Origin of the sequence: Rhodohalobacter sulfatireducens (assembly GCF_022012475.1) — a bacterium.
GTDB classification, from domain to species: domain Bacteria; phylum Bacteroidota; class Rhodothermia; order Balneolales; family Balneolaceae; genus Rhodohalobacter; species Rhodohalobacter sulfatireducens.
Genome location: NZ_JAKLWS010000004.1, coordinates 133,331 through 153,696, shown reverse-complemented (window position 1 = coordinate 153,696; position 20,366 = coordinate 133,331). Strand labels below are relative to the sequence as shown.

Below are 20,366 nucleotides of genomic sequence, written 5' to 3'. Positions count from 1 at the left end.
TTGAAAGGGAATACATTTTACCTGGTACTCATAACCCTGATTGCTGCTACAGGTGGATTCCTGTTTGGTTTCGATATGGCGGTTATTTCGGGGGCGCTTACTTTTGTTCAGGATCAGTTTAATTTAACAGCTGTACAGGAAGGATGGTTTGTTTCATCGGCATTGATTGGCTGCATCATAGGAGTCAGTGCATCCGGGGAGTTTAGCGACCGCCTTGGAAGACGATCTGCCATGAAAACAGCCGCTTTTCTATTTTTCCTCTCTGCAGTGGGTACAGCTGCGGCTCCGAGTTTTGAATGGCTGATAACGGCAAGATTACTTGGCGGAGTAGGGGTAGGTATAGCTTCAAATGTGGTACCCTTATACATCTCTGAGATTGCGCCGCCACATATTCGTGGTCGTCTGGTAACCTTCTACCAGCTTGCTATAACTGTGGGAATATTGTTTGCATATATATCCAACGCTGTTGTACTGAATCTTACTGAAACGGCAGGCAGTTATAATATGTGGGCCTTTCTGGAATTCATTTTTGTGGATGAAGTTTGGAGGGGTATGTTTGGTATTGAAACAGTTCCGGCACTTCTTTTTTTAGGCGGTATTTTTATGATTCCTGAGAGTCCCAGATGGTTATATAATCAAAACAGAGAGGGTGAAGGGAGGTCTGTTCTGGAACGAATCATGGGCAGAGAAAAAGCACAGCAGAGTGAAAAAGAGATTCATCAAACCCTTCAAGAGAAGGATGGCTCATACAGAGAACTGTTTAAGCCCGGTTTACGAAAAGCTTTGATCATTGGAATCTTGTTGCCCGTGTTTTCTCAATTCAGTGGAATTAATGCAATTATTTACTATGGGCCCAGAATTCTAAACGAAGCAGGTATGGAAGTGAATAACGCATTAATCAGCCAGATACTCCTGGGTTTTGCTAATATGATTTTTACGTTTATCGCTGTGTGGAAAGTAGACAGTTTGGGCCGTCGTCCACTTTACCTTTTTGGTACAGCAGGTGCAACCATTTCCCTGTTGTTAACAGGATATTTCTTCTATATAGGTGCTACCGGCAGTGTTTTCCTATTAATAAGTGTGATAGCCTTTTTGGCTTGCTTTGCTTTCTCTATCGGTCCTCTGAAATTTGTGATCGCATCAGAAATTTTTCCAAATAGAATCAGGGGACGGGCACTGGCTTTGAGCATCATGGCGATGTGGATATCTGATACCATTGTAGGGCAGTTAACCCCAATGTTGTTATCAGCGGGTGGAGCTTCAACTACTTTTTGGTTTTTTGCAGTCTTTTGTGTGATTGCTTTTTGGTTTATCTACAAAATGGTGCCGGAAACCAAAGGAAAATCACTGGAAGAGATTCAAAAAATGTGGCAATAGAGAGTAAATAAGTTTAATAAATAAGTGCGTTTTTATTCAGTTATTTACCCTTTATAACTATATTTATTAAGATTATTTAATACAAGCTCATCTACCTGATTGTTCACAACTTAGCTCATCTTTTTTGAGGCATATCTGTACTCGTTCTAAAGAAGCCAATATTTGTTTAAACATTTGCACAATGTAGATTATTTCCGTTATTTGAATAATAGGTGGATGAAAATCCTTGATGTCTTAACATAAATTAACCCAAAAGTAATAGCTATGGAAAACCAGATAGTTACAGGCAGGTTATACGCAAATATTTTCAGCGTATTTGAATGTATTTATTCTTTAAGAATAAAGATCATCAGTAGTCTCGTCTTGTTTCTGATTTTCACATCCCCGATGATTGCTAATAGTAATGATCGTGGGACAAGTGAAGAGGTTCAAGAGGAAACCGTTACAGGGACCGTTACTGATTTGCAAACTGAGGAAGCGCTTCCAGGCGTAAACATTGTATTGAAAGGTACTACAACCGGAACAACTACGGATATATCCGGTAATTTTGAATTACCAGTTCCATCTTTAAATGACACACTTGTTGTTTCTTATATAGGATATCAAACTCAAGAGATCCCAATAAATGGTCGAACCGAGATTGATATAGAAATGCAACAAGCAGTTTTTTTAACGGATGAACTTGTAGTCGTTGGATATGGAGTCCAGCGAAGAAGTGACATTGCCGGTTCTGTTGGGGTTGCTTCAGGAGATGACATTGAAGAAATGCCGTCATTTAATGCTCTGCAAGGTTTAAGAGGAAAAGTTCCAGGAGTGAATATTATGACAAACTCTGGTTCACCGACCGGAAGTAACAGGGTGATAATTCGAGGTGTTGGAACGATAAATGCGAATGCTGATCCTCTTTACGTAGTAGATGGTGTTGTAAGAGAGGATATTCAGTTTATGAATCCTAACGACATTGAAAGTGTAGAGGTGTTAAAAGATGCTGCAGCAACATCTATTTATGGAGCCCGAGGTGCCAATGGTGTAATTATGATTACTACCGAAAGAGGGGGTAGAGAAGGTACAGGAGTAACTGTTGGTTATGAAAGCAGTTTAAGTGCCGGTACGAGAGCCGGTAAAATGGATGTTTTGAATGCTGAAGAATTCATGGAAGTGCAAAGGATTGGTTTTGAGAATGCACCAAAGTATCCTTCATATGGAGGAGATGAACCGCCTGTGATAGATCCGACAGATCCTCGATTGTTTGACTCGCAGGGGAACCCTCTTTACGATACCGATTGGCAGGATGAAGCTACCAGAACTGCTATTTCACAAGATCACCAGTTGAGTGTTCAGTGGGGTGGAGAAAATTCTTCTTTTGGTGCTTTTTTAAATTATACCGACAGAGAAGGTGTCTTTCTGAATTCCTACATGGAACGCCTCAACTTGAAATTGGTGTATGACGCAAGTCCAACTGATTGGCTTTCTATGGGTACAAATTTATCCATAGGAAGAGTCAATGAAAATAATATTGAAGAGGGAGGCGGTGGAACGAGTGCAAGAAGAACCATTATTGAATTCCCTCCGATTTTCCCGGTTCAATGGGAAGACGGTAGTTTCCCGGATGCAACACAAATTCAAGACAATGAATTCTCATTTGAAGCTCAAACAAATCCTGTTCACCTTCTTAGAAAATCGGACAGGTTGCGAAAAAGAACCATCTTATTCGGTAATGCATTTGCTGCATTACAATTAGCTGAAAATCTTGAGTTTCGTACGCAGTTTGGTGTAGATAATACACTGATGGAAATGAATGACTATTGCCCCGTAGGAATGTTTTCTTGTGGAGGCAGCCCCGATGGGAATGTTTACATTAACAATAATGAAACACTCTATTGGCAAAATGAGAACTATCTGACATACTTGAATGATTTTGGCGAACATCGACTCAATTCAGTCCTGGGTGCAAGTTGGCAGAAAAGAGATTACAGGGCTAACTGGTTTAGTGCCCAAGGATTTACCGATGACTTCTTTAGGTTCAATAACGTAGGTGTTGCAACACGTCCCGGTCAGCCTCAGTCTGATTCCAATGACTGGACGATGAATTCCTACTTTACGAGAAATACATACACCTACGATGATACCTACTCTGCAACTTTTACTGCGAGGATAGATGGATCTTCAAGATTTGGAGAGAATAATAAGTATGGATTCTTCCCATCAATAGGTGCATCCTGGGTTGTTACCAATGAAGACTTTATGTCAGATGTTGATTTTATTAATTATCTGAGATTAAGATCTTCTTACGGAATAACCGGTAACACTGAGATTGGCCTTTATCAATCACTTGCTACAATTGGTTCTGGTACATCTTTGATTGGTGGAGACCGGGCACCTGTTACATTCCCGACACGGCTTCCAAATCCCGATTTAGAATGGGAAAAAACTCAAATGTTCAACATTGGTGCTGAAATCAATTTGTTCAATGAGAATATCTTAATTGAAGGTGACTATTATTATAAATTAACAAATGACTTGTTATTAAGTCGTCCAATACCTGCCACGACAGGATTTACATCCATTACCGATAATATCGGTTCCGTGTCAAACAGAGGAGTCGATTTTAAAATCACATCATACAATGCGCGCTCCGCTGATTTTATCTGGACGACAACCTTAAACTTTAACTATAACAAGAACAGGATAGAATCTCTTGGAGTTGAGGATGAAGATATATTTCCCGGCCCATACTGGGTGTCTGGTAGTCAAACCATCCTCAGAGTTGGAGAATCTATTGGTACATTCTGGGGATTTGAAAGATTAGGTACCTGGGATGATCCCGAAGAGGCTGCCGCAGCCGGCCGTGTGGTTGGTGAAGCAAGAAGGTCCGATAACCAAAAGATTATTGGGAATGGTTTGCCGGATTGGACTGGTAGTTTTATCAATAGATTTAGCTTTGGGCAGTTTGATGCCACCATTGATTTCCAGTTTTCTTTTGGTGCTGACATAATGCAACAATTTTTGCATTCATCAGAAGACAGAATGGGATTAACCAGTGGCCTTGCTACACAATTGTACGACTCTTGGACTCCTGATAACCAGGATACAATGGTTCAACAGATTCGTCACTTCTCCTATGCCGGTCAAAATTCACAGGCAGATAGCCATTGGATCGTTCCTGGTTGGTATATCAGAGGTAATCTGTTTTCACTCGGATATAATGTTAACCCATCCGTACTTGAAACAGTTGGGATATCTCGCTTAAGAGTGACTGCAAGTTTACAAAACGCATTTGTAATACATTCTGATGAGTTCAAAGGATATGACCCGGAAGCAACTTCCTGGGGCGGCAATTTGCACGCTCAAAATATATTCTTCTACCAATATCCGAAGGCGAGAACATTTACTCTCGGATTAAATCTCAGATTCTAAAATTGTTTAAGGAAACAAAGTCATGAAAAATTATTTAATAATATTTATTGGATTTTTAGTACTGGTTTCTTGTGATGATTTCTTAACGGAAACGCCCGAAACTCAAATTTCTGTAAATCAGTTTTATGAGACACCGGCACATGCCAGGAGTTCTGTGAATGCGCTATATCGAAGCGGAGCAGGTTCTTGGTATAACTTCTCCACAAGTTACTGGGATGGCGTAGATGCCATGCGCAGCGGTTATTTATCGGGATTAGTCGAGCACCCGGAAAGCAGGGTGGGCGTTCAGGTTGTTAAAGATCTGTCATTAACACCGGTTAATTTATCGCAATGGCTAAACTCAGTTTGGTCAGGTCATTACAACTCTATTGCCAGGGCAAATTTAGCTATCACAAATATTCCCGGTATTGAAGGACTCTCTGAAGCTGAAACAAACCGGCTTTTAGCTGAGGCAAGATTCTTTAGAGCCTACAATTACTTCAATTTGGTTAAGAATTTTGGTGATGTACCGTTGGTGATGGAGCCTGTGGAAGGGCTCAGCGGCATATTTGTCCCGAGAGATAACGCTGAAACTGTATATCAGCAGATAATAGCAGATTTAGAATGGGCAAGAGACAATGGTGGATTATCAACCGTACCATTTCCCATGAATAACTACAGGGTTACTCGTGGACTCGTTGAAACCATTTTGGCAGAAGTCTATTTGCAGATGGCCGGATTTCCCGTACAGGGTGAAGAAAGTATGTACGCAAATGCAGCTGCAGCAGCAAGGTCTGTTATCAATTCAGGTGAGTATGAACTCATTCAGAATGGGCCAACTCCCGAACAGAGTGCATACAATGTTATTCGTAACTCCCAGGTTGAAAGAGAATACATATATGACATTGAATTTAATGCGAATATCAGCTCAAACCCTTATCCAAGTTTAGTTTACCCACGGTCCAGCAGAGCTCCGGGTGTAAAATATACCGATGGATATAACGCTTATCTGTTAACGGATGAGTATATAAATTTCTTTGATCCTGAAATGGATCTCAGAATTCAAAATCAACAAATGTTCCATCATTATTACGAAACTGAAGGTGGTGAACAAGTTGAGTTCGGTGAACATGCACCATATCTATGGCACGAAGACGCTGCTGTCTTTGAAACGGGTGTGGGTAGTAATAATCTTCATGCTCTTCGGTATCCACTTGTACTATTAATTGCAGCTGAGGCGATTGCCCGTACCGAAGGTGTTACCTCTGAAGCGGTTGGATATCTTGCAGATGTCAGGGACAGAGCCTATTGGCAAACTGACAGAAGTGTTATTGTCAACCAACTTTCCGGGCTTTCCGAACAAGAATTTGTTGAGGAAGTTTGGAAAGAGAGATTACGTGAATTAGCCCTTGATTTTAAAGTATGGGACGATGTTCGACGTACAAGAAAATATCCAACATCCTCAGAAAGTAATCCCGGGGAAGTTGAGTTTGTTGACGTTATTGGTGCAACCAATCAAAGGGGTGTACCTTTCCAGGAAAAACACTTGTTATATCCAATTTCAAGTGACGAGATACAGAGAAATCCTGAGTTGACACAAAACCCGGGATATTAGTAGAATATCGGTCGTTAAACTTAAAGGACCTGGTCAACAATGGACCGGGTCCTTTTATAATCTCTACTTTCCTACCCGTTTACCATGACTTGTTGTGTCGAATAAACCTGGTTTACATTCACTTTGCTTATAAAATAACAGCAATAGGAATAATAGAATGGAATCTGCACGTAAAGTTAGACACGTTGGACTGATGAAAATAGTACTAGCCCTATCGATCATATTTCTGGGTTATACTCAATCCAATGGCCATGATATTTATACGAGTGAATTGACAGTCATTCAACGAGACTCGGTTTTACACTTAGAGCTTAGGATGAACGCTTTCGAGTTAGAAGCTTTAGGCGGAAGAGAGATGATTAAAAATGGAGTGATTGATTGGGATCGATTTTCAGACGGTAAACAGGAAATAATCACCAAGCTTAATAAAGCCCTGGTTTTAAAACTGGATAATAATCCACTACACACTGATAAAACGGGGATTACAGTGGATGACACCCATCATCTCATTTTCAGGGCCCACTATAATTTAACAGAAGATCAAAGGAGTGGTTTATTAAGAATTGAATCAAAACTACGTGAATTTACCAGTCGTTCGCATGTTACTAAAGTGCGATTTAAAAAATCAGAACACCAAGAGAATGCACAACTAGAGGGCGATAGAAATTCTGTTGAATTTGAATTAGTGAGCAGAGATAAGAAAGAGAAAAACAGGCTCTCTGATTCAAAGGCATCATCGAACTAATTCATGAAAATTGGTAAATAATATGAAGAAATTAATTCTACTTTCATTTAGCATAATTTCAATTTTCGTATATCCTGCATTTGTAAATTTTTCAAATGCGAAGTCCATAGTTGATCAAAGTGAGTATATATGGAAAATTGGTGAAAACGATGGCTTATCAATAGAGTTCAAGGCCGGTCATCAGGAGGAGCTTACTTTTGATGTTTCTGAGCATCAATCACCCGATTTTCCCGGCCGGCATTTGGGTTCGAAGTCGCCTATTAAAGGTGAAAAAGAAAGCCCTTATAACATAGTTTTTGATTTGCCAGACCACCAGGGAGAAAACTACAGGTTAACCCTGGATCTAATCTACAGCACCGGATCACCGGAACTGATTGAGATATCCGTAAACGGAAAAAATGGAATATTTTCGGTTGAATACGACGTTAAACAGGATGCAAATGACGGAGAAGCAAATTCGCTACTTCTAACAAAACAGCGTTTAGTTGTACCGATTAATGGGGAGTGGGTTCATGAAGAAAATAATCAAATTACTATTGTTCCTATCGGTGTGGGGGGGATGTCTTATGATGCAATTAGTTTTGAGAATAATGAAAATCAAGACGTGACGTCGATACCTCCCCATTTGAAACCAAGTGTATACTATCAATACGAAGATGGAGAACTAAAGGGGGTAGCTCATCTTGAGATACCTTTTGAATCTTCTTTTGAGAATGGCGAAGCAGAGATAGAGTTTGAAAATGAACGAGTTACTACTTCATTTGATAGCGATGGGTATGATTTCGGATTACTGCGGAAAAAGGTCATGGTGCCAGACTTAGAGGCTGCCGAAAAGATCACCCTTAACGTGAGTCTGGATCAGAACTCAGTGAGTATTGAACAGCAATATGTACCCGAAAAAAAATGGACGCTTTTTGTAACGCCCCGGGTTCATAATGATGTAGGTTTTACCGACCTGCAGCCACACGTGAATGAGCTGGATAATCGTAATACAGATCGTGTGCTTGAGGTGCTGGATCAGTATCCATCTTATGTGTTCAATTTCGAGACGAGCTGGCTGGTTGATAATTACCTGGAAAGCAGAACCGATTATTACAAAAACAAATTTCTGGAGTATTCTGTTGAAGGCAGAGCGCCGGTCAATGCTTTGTATTTAAATCTTCTGACGGGTCTTTCATCCGGAGAAGAGCTCTATAGGGCTACTTACTACACGTATAAATTGCACCGGGACCATGGAATTGATTTCAATTGGGCCTCGTTAACGGACGCCCCTTCACACAGCTGGTTTCTTCCGACTTTGCTTACGGATGTTGGAGTAAAAGGATTTGTAGTCGGAAGTAATCAAACCAGGGCTCCAATTCTTCGATTCAGTAATCTCAATGAAGAATCTCCATTCTATTGGGAGGGGATGAACGGAGAAAAAATTATGAAATGGTATGCCAGGAGCTATCTGCACCTGGCCAGGCTGACAAGGGTTGGAGGCTGGCAGGGTCCTCCGAATCTCGACATTATGAAGGTAAATGTTCCCCAGGCACTGGAGCGTTATCGCAGAGAAGATTACGCACCAGACGCAATTATGATCTACGGAGCCTACGTGGATAATGCATTGATTCCGGAAGATGCCGATGCTACCATCATTGAAGAGTGGAATTCAGAATTTGAATATCCCAAACTGGTGACCGCCTCAGATGCAGATTTCTATGATTATATAGATGAAAATTTTAGTAACGAACTCAAAACGTACAGAGGGGGAGCGGGTGCCTACTGGGAAGATGGAGCTGCCTCGACCTCCAAGGCAACCAAAAAAGTTCAGAAGGCCCAAGAGATGCTGCCAATGGCTGAAACTGCAGCAAGCTTTTCATCAATGTTGATGCCGAGATATTCTTATAAGTCTGAACTATTCAATGACATTTGGAAAAACATACTCTTTTATAATGAACATACCTGGGGAGCCTTTAATGCAATCAGTCAGCCTGAAAGAGAATTTGTGACGAGACAGTGGGAGATCAAAGAGAATTACGCAAACAAAGCTGACTTGAGCACACGTACAGTTTTGACACGTTCACTGAACCGGGTTAGTCAGTTATTTAAGGTTGAAGGGAGTACCGTTTTTGCGTACAACTGGCAGCCCTGGATGCGATCCAATCCAGTTGAGTTAGAACTGAACGCCGGGGAATATCTCTTTGACCTGGAGAAAGAGATACCGGTGGAATACGACGTAATTTACGAGCAGGATGGTTATAGGAAAATTCGCTTTATAGCCAGAGATATTCCTGCGATGGGCTATAAAGGTTATGAGATACGATCAGCAGATACTCCACCAGCTGAAAAAGATGAATTTTCAGGTAGCACTGCTGAGAATCAGTATTACAGGCTGACAGTAGATACCACTACAGGTGGACTGATTCGTGTATATGATAAAGAATCCGGTAAAGAGATTGTCGATGAAAACGCCTCATACTCTCTGAACGAATATCTGTATGTAAGTGGTGGTGAGGATACAAAAATTATCAACCACGGCATGGGGATACCGCCGGCTGACCTGCAGATCCATAAACCTACAGATGTCAGAATTATAGAAAATAGTGAGACATCTGTTGGACAGAGGATCATAGTTGAAGCCCGGTCGCAAATCACACCGATGATTCGCAGCGAATACAGGTTATATAATGACATCAAACGGGTTGATATTATTAACACGGTTCATAAAGCATCAACATTGGATAAAGAGGGGGTTTATTTTGCTTTTCCTTTTATGTCCGAAGATCCTGAGGTTGCCTATCAAATTCAAAATGGCTGGTTGCGTCCAAATGAGGACCAACTTCCGGGGGCGGCACGAGAATGGTTTACGACCCAAAATCTTGTTAGGGTAAACGACGGTAATTATTCAATAGCATGGGCTTCTCCGGATGCTCCTTTGTTTACTTTGACCGATATTAATCGTGGGGAGTGGCCTACTCATTTAGATATTGAGAATGGCCATGTTTTCTCTTACGTGATGAACAACTACTGGTTTACCAATTACAAGGCGAGCCAGGAGGGAGAATTTATCTTCAGTTACTCCATTACAAGTGGTGAAAATATGAGTCGGGAAGAGTTGGCTCAATTTGATGCCGATATTCGGAGCCCGATAATTGGGTATCCGCTTCTTTCTACCTGGGCGGCCGGTGTAGAGGCACAAGATCGTCCGTTGTCCGCTGAAAAAGGGAAATTCTTTTCTTTAACAGAATCAGAAAACTTACAATTTGTTACTCTTAAACAGGCTGAGGATGGAGATGGATGGATACTCAGACTTCTTGAAACAGCAGGTAAAGAAGGTGAAACCGAATTGTCAACAGACCTGCTGGATATTGATGCGGCCTACCTGGCAAATGGAGTGGAAGAGAACCAGAGAGAATTGCGCGTTGAAAATAATGTGGTAAGTATCCCATATCAGGCGAATCGATACACTACGATCAGGCTCGTAACAAAAAGCAGGTTGTTTGACCAATAACAGGATAGGTTTACATTGTGAAATTAGGGTTTGGCTTATATAAACAGATGCTCGATGATGAACACTTTGCCTTTGCACGGCAAGCAGGTGCTACCCACATTGTTGCGCATCTCACCGATTATTTTAACAAAGGTGAGGATGAGAACAGGACAGATCAGCCCGTAGGAGACCAGGAAATGGGATGGGGCATTGCAAAAAAAGAGGAAGTTTGGCCGTACGAGACGCTGATTTCACTGAAGAAACGGCTAGCCAAGCACGGCCTTAAACTGGAAGCCCTGGAGAATATCAACCCCGTATTCTGGCATGACATCTTGCTGGATGGTCCCAAACGTGATGAACAGGTTGAGAATGTCAAACAACTCGTCCGAAATATGGGAAAGGCCGGAATTCCAATCCTGGGATATTATTTCTCTTTGGCTGGAGTTGCCGGCAGAATAAGGGGGAGATTTGCACGTGGTGGTGCGGTTGCTGTAGGGATGGAAGGTAAGTCTGAAGTTATCGACACTCCTATTCCACGTGGAATGGTTTGGAATATGATTTATGACTCTTCACAGATTCAACCTGGAGATATCATCGAACCGATCAGCCGACAGGAATTGATCAGGCGACATCGGGATTTTTTAAATGAAATTTTACCTGTTGCAGAAGAATCCGGTGTTCAATTAGCCATGCATCCCGACGACCCGCCCCTTAAAGAGATCAGAAAACAGCCACGGCTTGGGTATCAACCGGATCATTTTAAAGAGATCATTAAAACCAGTGAAAGCCCAAATCACGTTATGGAACTTTGTTTGGGGACTATAGCCGAGATGGCCTCAGGAGATATCTATGAGACGGTTGAGCATTTTGCTAAAAGAGATGAGATTGGCTATATCCATTTTAGAAATGTCAGAAATAGGGTGCCGTATTACAAAGAGACTTTTGTGGATGAGGGTGATATTGATATGGCTCGAATCGTACAAATTCTCAGAAAACACGATTACCGGGGTATGATTATTCCGGACCATGCTCCTCAAATGTCTTGCGAAGCACCATGGCATGCCGGGATGGCGTTCAGTATGGGTTATATAAAAGCTCTGCTTCAGTACTTCTGAAAATCTAATTAAAAACGAAATTTCAATAGAAATGAGCGATGAGATGGATGAAGAAAAAGGTAAAACTGTAAATTTTTTCGTCGGTTCATATTCAGATGAAGGTCCCTATGTTCTCACTGCAAATGGGGATGGCATTCTTTCTTGTACTCTTGATTTAAAAACAGGAAACATTCAAAAAAACAGCCTCTGTGAAGAGGGAGTCAATGCTACGTATCTGGATAAAAGTCCGAACGAAAAGTACCTGTTTGCTGCGATCGACAGGTTCTCTGAGATTGGATCTGTGAGTGTTTTTTCAATTGGCAGCAATGGCTCACTATCCCAATTATCAACCCAACCTTCACACGGAAAATCTACCTGCCATATTGCGTCTGACCGCAACGGAGAACGAATATTCCTCAGTTCCTACATGGATAGTAAGCTTACAGCGTATAATTTTGACGGGTCCGAAATTTCTCCAGCTACAGAGATTATTACATATGAGGGGAGTGGACCAAATGTAGAAAGACAAGAAGATTCTCATGCTCACCAGGCAGTGGTTTCTCCCGATAATAAATGGTTGTATGTCTGCGATTTGGGAAGCGATAAAATCTGGATTCATGATATGGCCGACCTTGAGAATATCATAAGGAGTATTGATGTGCCTCCGGGATATGGTCCTCGGCACTTAGTCTGGAATGAACCGCTAAACAAATCATACGTCTACTGCGAGCTGAACTCACATATATTGGTTTATGATTGGGACCAGGAAACCGGGAATATGAGTTTAATTGAGGATATCGCAGCTCTTCCTGAAGAGTATGAAGGGCAGGCTGCCGGTTCAGCAATTCGCATTCACCCGAATCATAAAGCCCTTTATGTATCCGACCGGGGGCATAATAGTATTATCGTTCATTCTATTGGTGAATCTGGAAAGTTGAAGTATGAAAGTTGGTTTTCAATCAGGGGAAAAACTCCCCGCGATTTTGCTGTTGATCCTACAGGCACCTGGTTACTGGTAGCTAACCAGGACACAGACTCCATTGTGCCATTTCGGTTGGACGATGAGTCTGGTCTGCCTGTAGGTGAATACGCATCATCCTTTGAATGTGGAACTCCGGTAAGTATTCAATTTTTAACTCCCTAAGCTGGTTTGCTATGATATCTTTTCCAAAGAATCGGTGTTTTATCACAGACAAATGGCAATACAATGGTATGCAAGTTGTCTGGTTAGAAAATGACCTGATAAGAGTGGGTATACTTGTGGGGCGTGGAGCTGATATTTTTGAATTTCGGTATAAACCTGCAGACCTGAATTTACTTTTACGGTTGCCCGGAGAGATCGAGAATCCTCAAAAAACTTTTCCCCAGATACGGGATACAGCCAATCAAATGGAGGACTATTACTATGGCGGATGGCAGGAAACACTGCCAAACAGCCCCTCTTTCAATTACCGGGGTTCTATATTTGGTCAGCATGGTGAAGCATGGGCGATTCCCTGGGACTATAGCATCATTAATAACAGCCAGGAAGAAGTATCTCTGAAATGTTGGGTTCGTCCACTGCGTACTCCATTAATGGTCGAAAAAACAATAACGCTCACAAACAATAGCCCGAAATTACATATATCCTCTTCTGTTTCAAATGAATCGAATACTCATTTTGATATGATGTGGGGCCAGCATATTGCTTTTGGTATGCCATTCTTAAAAGACGGAGCAACCGTTGAAATCAATGCAAAAAAGATGGAAACAGAACCCAATATGCCGGATCACAGGCGATTTAAACCGGGAATTGAAACTGAATGGCCAAAGGCTTTAACCATTTTGGGAGAGGAAGATGACGCAAGTTTTATTCCGGCGGAAAATGAACAGCCCTATTCGGATCTTGCCTACTTATCCGGGTTTGGAGATACAGGCAGGTACACCATTATGAACAAGGAAAAAAAGATCGGTTTCGGTTTAGAATGGGATGCCTCACTTTATGAATATGTTTGGTTTTGGCAGGAACGATATGGCACCAAAGACTCTCCCTGGTGGGGCAATACGTATGCAATAGCATTAGAACCCTGGACATCTAAGAGTCCATCCGACCCTGAAGGAGCTATTCAGAGAGGTGAGTGGTTGCGTCTCGATCCCCGCGAAACTAAAAAAACATCGATAAAGGCTTTTCCGGTGGATAACAGTTAAGGAATAATTATGAAGCAAAAGCACATTATTGTAACCGGAGGTGCCAAAGGAATCGGGGCTTGCTGTGTACGTTTATTCGCAGAAAACTCTCATCATGTCACTATTCTTGATGTGGATGATGAAGAAGGGAATAAATTGGCGGAGAGTTTGGGAGATTTATCTCAATTTATCAAATGTGATGTCTCTGATACAGATCAAGTAGTGAGAGCAGTTGAAAAAGCGATCGACCGGTTCGGTGAAATTAGTGTGCTTGTCAACAACGCCGGAATCAACCCTTATGGTGCCGTTACAGAAACATCAGATGAGCTTTGGGACAGGGTGATGAATGTAAATTTGAAAAGTCATTTCATCTGTGCGAGGGAATGCATTCCTTCGATGCTTCGAAACGGAAAAGGCGTTGTTATCAATGTTTCCAGTGTCCAGGCATTTTTGAGTCAGCAGAAGGTGGCTGCCTATACAACATCAAAAACAGCTCTTTTAGGTCTTACACGAAGCATTGCTGTTGATTACAGTCCCGAAATACGTTCGATAGCGATCTGTCCGGGAACCGTGGATACACCCATGCTTCAAAAAGCCATACAGGAGTCACCAAATCCTGAAGAAGTTTATAAGGAGTGTGAAGATATGCATTTAGCCAATCGTGTAGCAGACCCATCTGAAATTGCAGAGCTAATCTTTTTTGCCTCAAGTGAGAAAGCAGAGTTTATTACAGGACAAGCTATTCGTGTTGATGGCGGGTTGGGTGTTATGGTTGCAGGGAGTAAAAAGCAGGATTGATAAAAAACTATTAGAAAATGTCATAACAGCTTTGTAAAAATGTTTTCAAAAGCTTAATAACAAAAACGGTCTCATGTAGTAATAAATGGTTGTATTATTGTGTCACCCAAAAAATGTGTACCTAGAAAAATGATGAAATCTTTAAAGATTAATTGGACTGTATTAGTAGTTATTGCTGTAATTGGATTCTTCAGTGCCTGTCAACCTCGAACCTATATTGTAGAAAATAATCAGTCGAGAGTTGTGGACAAGGTCTATCCGCTGATAGATGCCTCAAATTCAAGGTGGTTATTTTTTAGCTCTGCCACGAGGCCCTTTGGAATGGTGAATTTGAGCCCGGATATGGACTTAAATGGGGCCTGGGAATCAGGATATCAATTCGATAAAGACTCAGTTAAAGTGTTTAGCCATATTCACGGCTGGCAGATTTCAGGAATTCCTGTATTGCCCACCAATGGCGAGTTCAGAGGTCACATGGGACCTGAGGTATACGGCTCACCTTATAGCCACGATTCGGAGGTAGTAGAAGCCGGGTATCATAAAATCACACTGGATGCCTATGATATCACCGCAGAACTAACTTCTACTAAGCGGGTTGGTTTTCACAGGTACCAGTTTCCACCGACAGACAGCAGTTATATTCATTTTGATTTTACTACAATGTTGGGACCTTCCGGCACACAAAGTGGATATATAGAAAAGGTAAGTGATACTGAGCTGAAAGGGTACGCCGTGATGGAACCCACAATAAGAAGGCCGAAACCATTCACAGTCTATTTTGTTGCTGATTTTGATCAGCCCTTCGATACGTTTGGCGGTTGGGAAGATGGTGAACTCCTTGAGGCAGATGAGATCATCGAAGGAGAAAATACAGGGGGATATGTACAATTCAGTACCCGGGATAATACAGAACGATTGATGAAGGTAGCCATCTCCTATGTAAGTACTGAACAGGCCAGGCTCAATCTTGATACCGAACTTGCTCATTGGGATTTCGATCAAGTTGTACAAGACTCCAAGAACGAGTGGAATGAAGCACTCACAAGAATTGAGGTGGAAGGAGGTACAGAAGAAGAGCAAAGCAGGTTTTATACAGATCTTTGGAAAGCTCTGCAGGGAAGACGCACCGTCAGTGATGTGAATGGGAAATATATAGATATGACAGGCGATGAACCACGGATCGGTCAGATCCCCCTGAATAGCTCGGGAGAGCCGTTATTTAATCACTATAATTCCGATTCTTTTTGGGGGTCGCATTGGAACTTGAACATCCTGTGGCACCTGGCTTACCCTAAAATATCAGAGGAATTTGTAAACTCAATGCTGCTCATGTATGATGACGGTGGTTTGATACCGCGGGGACCTTCGGGCGGCAATTATACCTTTGTCATGACAGGTGCTTCATTTTCACCCTTTATCGCAAGTGCCTATTCAAAAGGGATTCGAAATTTTGATGTTGAAAAAGCGTATGAGGGTATGAAAAAGAACCATATGCCCGGTGGCATTATGGCAAAGGCCGGTTATGAACATGATACGTTTTGCGGCGGTGGCCTGGATGAATATATCGAAAGAGGGTATATACCTTTCCCGCTAAATGAGGAGCCTTGTGGCTTTCACGAAGACGGAGCGGGACAGACATTGGAATATGCCTACCAGGATTGGGCGCTCTCCGAAATGGCTGCCGGCCTCGGATATTCTGAAGATCAGGATCGCTTTTCCAAAAGAGCCAAAAACTATGAAAATCTTTGGCATGCCGATTCTACCTGGATGTGGGTGCGCAACCAGAACGGAGAATGGAAGGAACCCTTCGACATTTTAGAGTACGGTGAGGGCTGGGTTGAAACGAATGCGGCGCAATCCACATGGTGGGTGCCACATGATGTTCAGGGCCTGATCAACTTGATGGATGGAAGGGAAAATTTCACTTCCAAATTAAATAACGCTTTTGAACGAGCCCGGGAACATAACTTTACATCCGGAAGTGCTCATGCCCAGGAGACATTACGAGAGCTGAGGCGAGTGTATGTTAATTACGGGAATCAACAAACCCAGCAGATGGCCTGGCTTTTTAACTATTCCGGAAGTCCCTGGCTAACACAAAAATGGACACGTGAAGTGACTGAAAAAGTGTACCAGGGTTTATCACCAGAAACCGGGTACAATGGTGATGAGGACCAGGGACAGATGGGTGCCCTTGCTGTGCTTTTTAAAACAGGTCTGTTTTCCGTAAATGGAGGAGCGGCGTCAAATCCCGTTTATGAAATTGGAAGCCCGATTTTTGATAAGATCACGTTTCAACTTGATTCAGATTATTATACAGGTGATACATTTGTCATTGAAACAAGGAATAATTCAGATCAAAACAGGTATATCCAGTCGGCGACTATCGATGGAGAACCTCTAAATAAGCCATGGTTCTATCATTCAGAACTGGCAGATGGAGGGACACTCATTTTAGAGATGGGAGCCGAACCCAACAAAGATTGGGGAAGCGAACAAGATGACGCTCCACCATCATTGTCGGAGCCTGAGAATTAAAATATATGGTTAATGATGAGCCAAAACTTTCTTAAAAAAATCTGCCGTTTTATGAGGTTGAGGACTATTTATTTCTTGATGGCTATTCTATTGACAGGAATGATGGCTGAAGGTATAAAAGCCCAAACTGAGTCCGGCTTGACGTCAGGGAAGATATCGAGTTCATCTAATATTGCCCCGGTGGCAACGGTAACGAGTTCTTATAATTGGGGTGAAGAAAAAAGTGATTCGAACGTTACGGATGGGATTATTCGAATTGCCAATTACGGGGAGTGGACTTCGGAGAGCGGTATCACTTCCTGGGGAGCTATCAATTATCCATGGATTCAACTGGATTGGGATGCTCCTCAAAAAATAAATAAAATTATTCTCTTTGACCGGGCAGATGAAAAAACCCACACGGCCGGAGGTACGTTATTTTTTAGTGACGGAGAGGAGATAAGTGTATTCCAGATTCCAAATGACGGCAGCCCAAAGGAGATCACATTTCCGCCAAAAGAGGTCGAATGGGTTCGCTTTGAAGTGACGGATGGTGATGGGTTGAATTTGGGACTATCGGAAATTGAAGTGTATGCTGCTCCGGATGAGAGTTCTGACTATGTATCTTGGGTAGATCCGTATATCGAAACTACAAGAGGAAGATATTTTTTCTTTATCACCGGAAGACGACCTTTTGGAATGATTGGTGCAGCTCCATTGACCCGAAATAAGAACCAGGATGGCGGTGGGTATAATTACAATACAACAGAGGTGTTAGGGTACCCTCAAATACATGGCTGGATGTTATCTGGACTCACCATGATGCCTACAACCGGAGATATTGATCCTTTGAAAGGGGAAGAATACTGGAAATCATCATTCTCTCATGACGCGGAAATCGTTCAGCCCGGTTATCATCGGCAATATCTTGAGGACTATTACGTGTGGGTTGAACAAACAAGTACGGATCGGGTCAGCTACTACCGTCTGACATATACAACAGAAACGGTGGCTGACATCCTTCTGAATCTGGGCGGATATGTGGGTACCTCTACCATGACAGACGCAAATGTAACCAAAGTGAGTAACACAAAGATCGAAGGGGATTTTAATACGACCGGCCGCTTCTGGGGAGGTCCCGATCATGTAAAGATCTATTTTGCAGCTGAGTTCGACCGTCCTTTTGAAAGATTGGACGGATGGGACGGTGAAACATATTTTCATGATATAAATAATCTTGAAGGAAGACCCGGAAGTACACCAAAAAATGAGGGACAAAGTTACCACGATGCACCAACTGCTGGTGTAAGTGCAAGGTATAAGGTTACCCCCGGAGATCAGATCAGCGTTAAATTTGCGGTTTCATATACCAGTCTCGAAAATGCCCGGAATAATCTCGCCAAAGAGGGAGGCCACTGGGACTTTGAACAGGTAATAAATGAATCAAGGCAAGAGTGGAATCACTGGCTGGGAAAAATTGATGTAGAAGGAGGATCCTATGATCAAAAGACAAAGTTCTACACGGATCTGTGGCATGTGTTGATGGGGCGGAGTAAGATTGATGACTACAGTGGTGATTACCCTGATTATACGCAGGGAGACAGAGTCGGTTCGCACACGATGAATGCGAGACTAAAAGTTCGAAAAGTCCCGAAAGATGAGCAGGGTGAAAGCAGGTTTCACATGTACAATTCAGATGCTTTTTGGCTGACCCAATGGAATTTGAATATTCTATGGGGATTGGCGTGGCCGGAAGTGTTGGATGATTTTTCAGCCTCGCTTGTTCAATATGCCGATAATGGAGGATTGCTTCCCAGGGGACCTAACGTGGGTGGCTATTCCTACATCATGACCGGCTGTCCGGCAACTCCGCTAATAGTCTCGGCATACACAAAAGGAATATTGACGAAAGTGGATCATGAACATGCGTTTGAAGCTATGAAATCCAATCATATGCCGGGTGGAATGCTTGAGGTTACTGACCACTACCTTCAGAATGGATATTTCATTAACAATGCAGGTCGAACGCTTGAGGCGAACTTCCAGGACTGGTCGTTGGCTCAAATGGCAAAGGGGTTAGGCAAGAATGAAGATTCTGAATACTTTTTAAATCGTTCAGTCGGATGGAAACACCTGTTTAATGATGAAGAAGGCTTGATCTTTCCAAAAGATGAAAAAGGGAACTGGCTTCACAAGGATCCCCTGGACGGTTCAGGTTGGGTTGAAGGAAACTCGTGGCAAGGAACCTGGTCGGTATCTCATGATATTGCCGGACTGTCGGAAATGATGGGGGGATATGAACAGGTAAGCGAAAAATTAAACTTTGCATTTGAACAGGCTCAACCGGATGATTTTGTATTTGGATATAGTGACGGTCACGTGAGTTATGCCAACCAACCGGGACTTTCCGGAGCTCATGTTTTCAATCACATCGATAGGCCCTGGCTGACGCAATATTGGGTACGCAAAGTTAATGAACAAGCATATGGAGCTGTGACTCCGGGGGAAGGGTACGGCGGACATGATGAAGACCAGGGGCAGATGGGAGGAATGAGTGCTTTAATGTCTATGGGGATTTTTAGTCTTCGAGGTACTGCCTCTATAAATCCTGTATATGAGATTACCAGCCCGGTGTTTGATCAAATCACGATAAAACTGGATCCGGCTTATTACGAAGGGGAGGAGTTCGTTATTAAAACGTATAATAACTCAACCGAAAATATGTATATCCAAAAAGCAACATTGAATGGCAATTCTCTGGATCAATTTTGGTTCAGCCATAAGGAATTTTCAGCAGGCGGTATTCTTGAAATTTGGCTCGGGCCGGAACCCAATAAAAATTGGGTGGATTAGTACAGATTACGAGAAAAAAGAATCATTTTAGTCGTTAATTAAATGTTTAAACATTTGTACATAATGATTTTTTTCTTTATTTATAATTTAAAAGGCGACATTGAATCTTGCCATCTGTAGCGAAAATGAATTGGGTATTGGAATCGTATAACAAAAGGCATTATTTCGCGAAATTATGCCTAATTGAAAGATTAGGTGCGATATGCAGAGAAGAGGTCGGGCTCTCGAATATTGATAGTGTTAATCATAGTACGGACTTGTGCATAACGGCTAAGATAACAGTAAACGGCTCAGGGACTCCTTTTTCCTGAGCCGTATTTTTTTGAAATTTTT

General features: G+C 42.2%; 11 protein-coding genes. All 11 read left to right on the top strand.

Going from position 1 to position 20,366, the window contains the following annotated elements:
* Nucleotides 1-1,377: a sugar porter family MFS transporter gene (locus tag L6773_RS05105; RefSeq protein ID WP_237852778.1), complete on the top strand. Its 1,377-nt coding sequence runs from the start codon at nt 1-3 to the stop codon at nt 1,375-1,377.
* Nucleotides 1,378-1,641: 264 nt separating this feature from the next.
* Nucleotides 1,642-4,794: a SusC/RagA family TonB-linked outer membrane protein gene (locus L6773_RS05100; protein WP_237852777.1), complete on the top strand. Its 3,153-nt coding sequence runs from the start codon at nt 1,642-1,644 to the stop codon at nt 4,792-4,794.
* Nucleotides 4,795-4,816: 22 nt separating this feature from the next.
* The gene (locus L6773_RS05095) at nt 4,817-6,388 is read left to right on the top strand and encodes a RagB/SusD family nutrient uptake outer membrane protein (protein WP_237852776.1); all 1,572 of its coding nucleotides are present in this window, start codon (nt 4,817-4,819) and stop codon (nt 6,386-6,388) included.
* A gap of 193 nt (nt 6,389-6,581) precedes the next feature.
* Entirely contained in the window at nt 6,582-7,133 is a 552-nt protein-coding gene (locus L6773_RS05090) for a hypothetical protein (protein WP_237852775.1), read from the top strand.
* 22 nt (nt 7,134-7,155) lie between these two features.
* Nucleotides 7,156-10,626, top strand: coding sequence for a glycoside hydrolase family 38 N-terminal domain-containing protein (locus L6773_RS05085; protein WP_237852774.1), 3,471 nt, complete (start codon nt 7,156-7,158; stop codon nt 10,624-10,626).
* Between the two features lie 17 nt (nt 10,627-10,643).
* The gene (locus L6773_RS05080; protein WP_237852773.1) at nt 10,644-11,720 is read left to right on the top strand and encodes a mannonate dehydratase; all 1,077 of its coding nucleotides are present in this window, start codon (nt 10,644-10,646) and stop codon (nt 11,718-11,720) included.
* Nucleotides 11,721-11,763: 43 nt separating this feature from the next.
* A complete protein-coding gene (locus tag L6773_RS05075) occupies nt 11,764-12,843 on the top strand; it encodes a lactonase family protein (protein WP_237852772.1) in 1,080 nt (359 codons plus the stop codon).
* 68 nt (nt 12,844-12,911) lie between these two features.
* On the top strand, nt 12,912-13,886 hold the full coding sequence (locus tag L6773_RS05070) for a DUF4432 family protein (RefSeq protein WP_237852771.1): 975 nt from the start codon (nt 12,912-12,914) through the stop codon (nt 13,884-13,886).
* 9 nt (nt 13,887-13,895) lie between these two features.
* A complete protein-coding gene (locus L6773_RS05065; protein ID WP_237852770.1) occupies nt 13,896-14,663 on the top strand; it encodes an SDR family NAD(P)-dependent oxidoreductase in 768 nt (255 codons plus the stop codon).
* 132 nt (nt 14,664-14,795) lie between these two features.
* Complete coding sequence (locus L6773_RS05060; RefSeq protein WP_439653424.1) at nt 14,796-17,201, top strand: GH92 family glycosyl hydrolase; 2,406 nt, start codon at nt 14,796-14,798, stop codon at nt 17,199-17,201.
* A gap of 78 nt (nt 17,202-17,279) precedes the next feature.
* Nucleotides 17,280-20,033, top strand: coding sequence for a GH92 family glycosyl hydrolase (locus L6773_RS05055; protein WP_237852768.1), 2,754 nt, complete (start codon nt 17,280-17,282; stop codon nt 20,031-20,033).
* Nucleotides 20,034-20,366 lie beyond the last annotated feature (333 nt).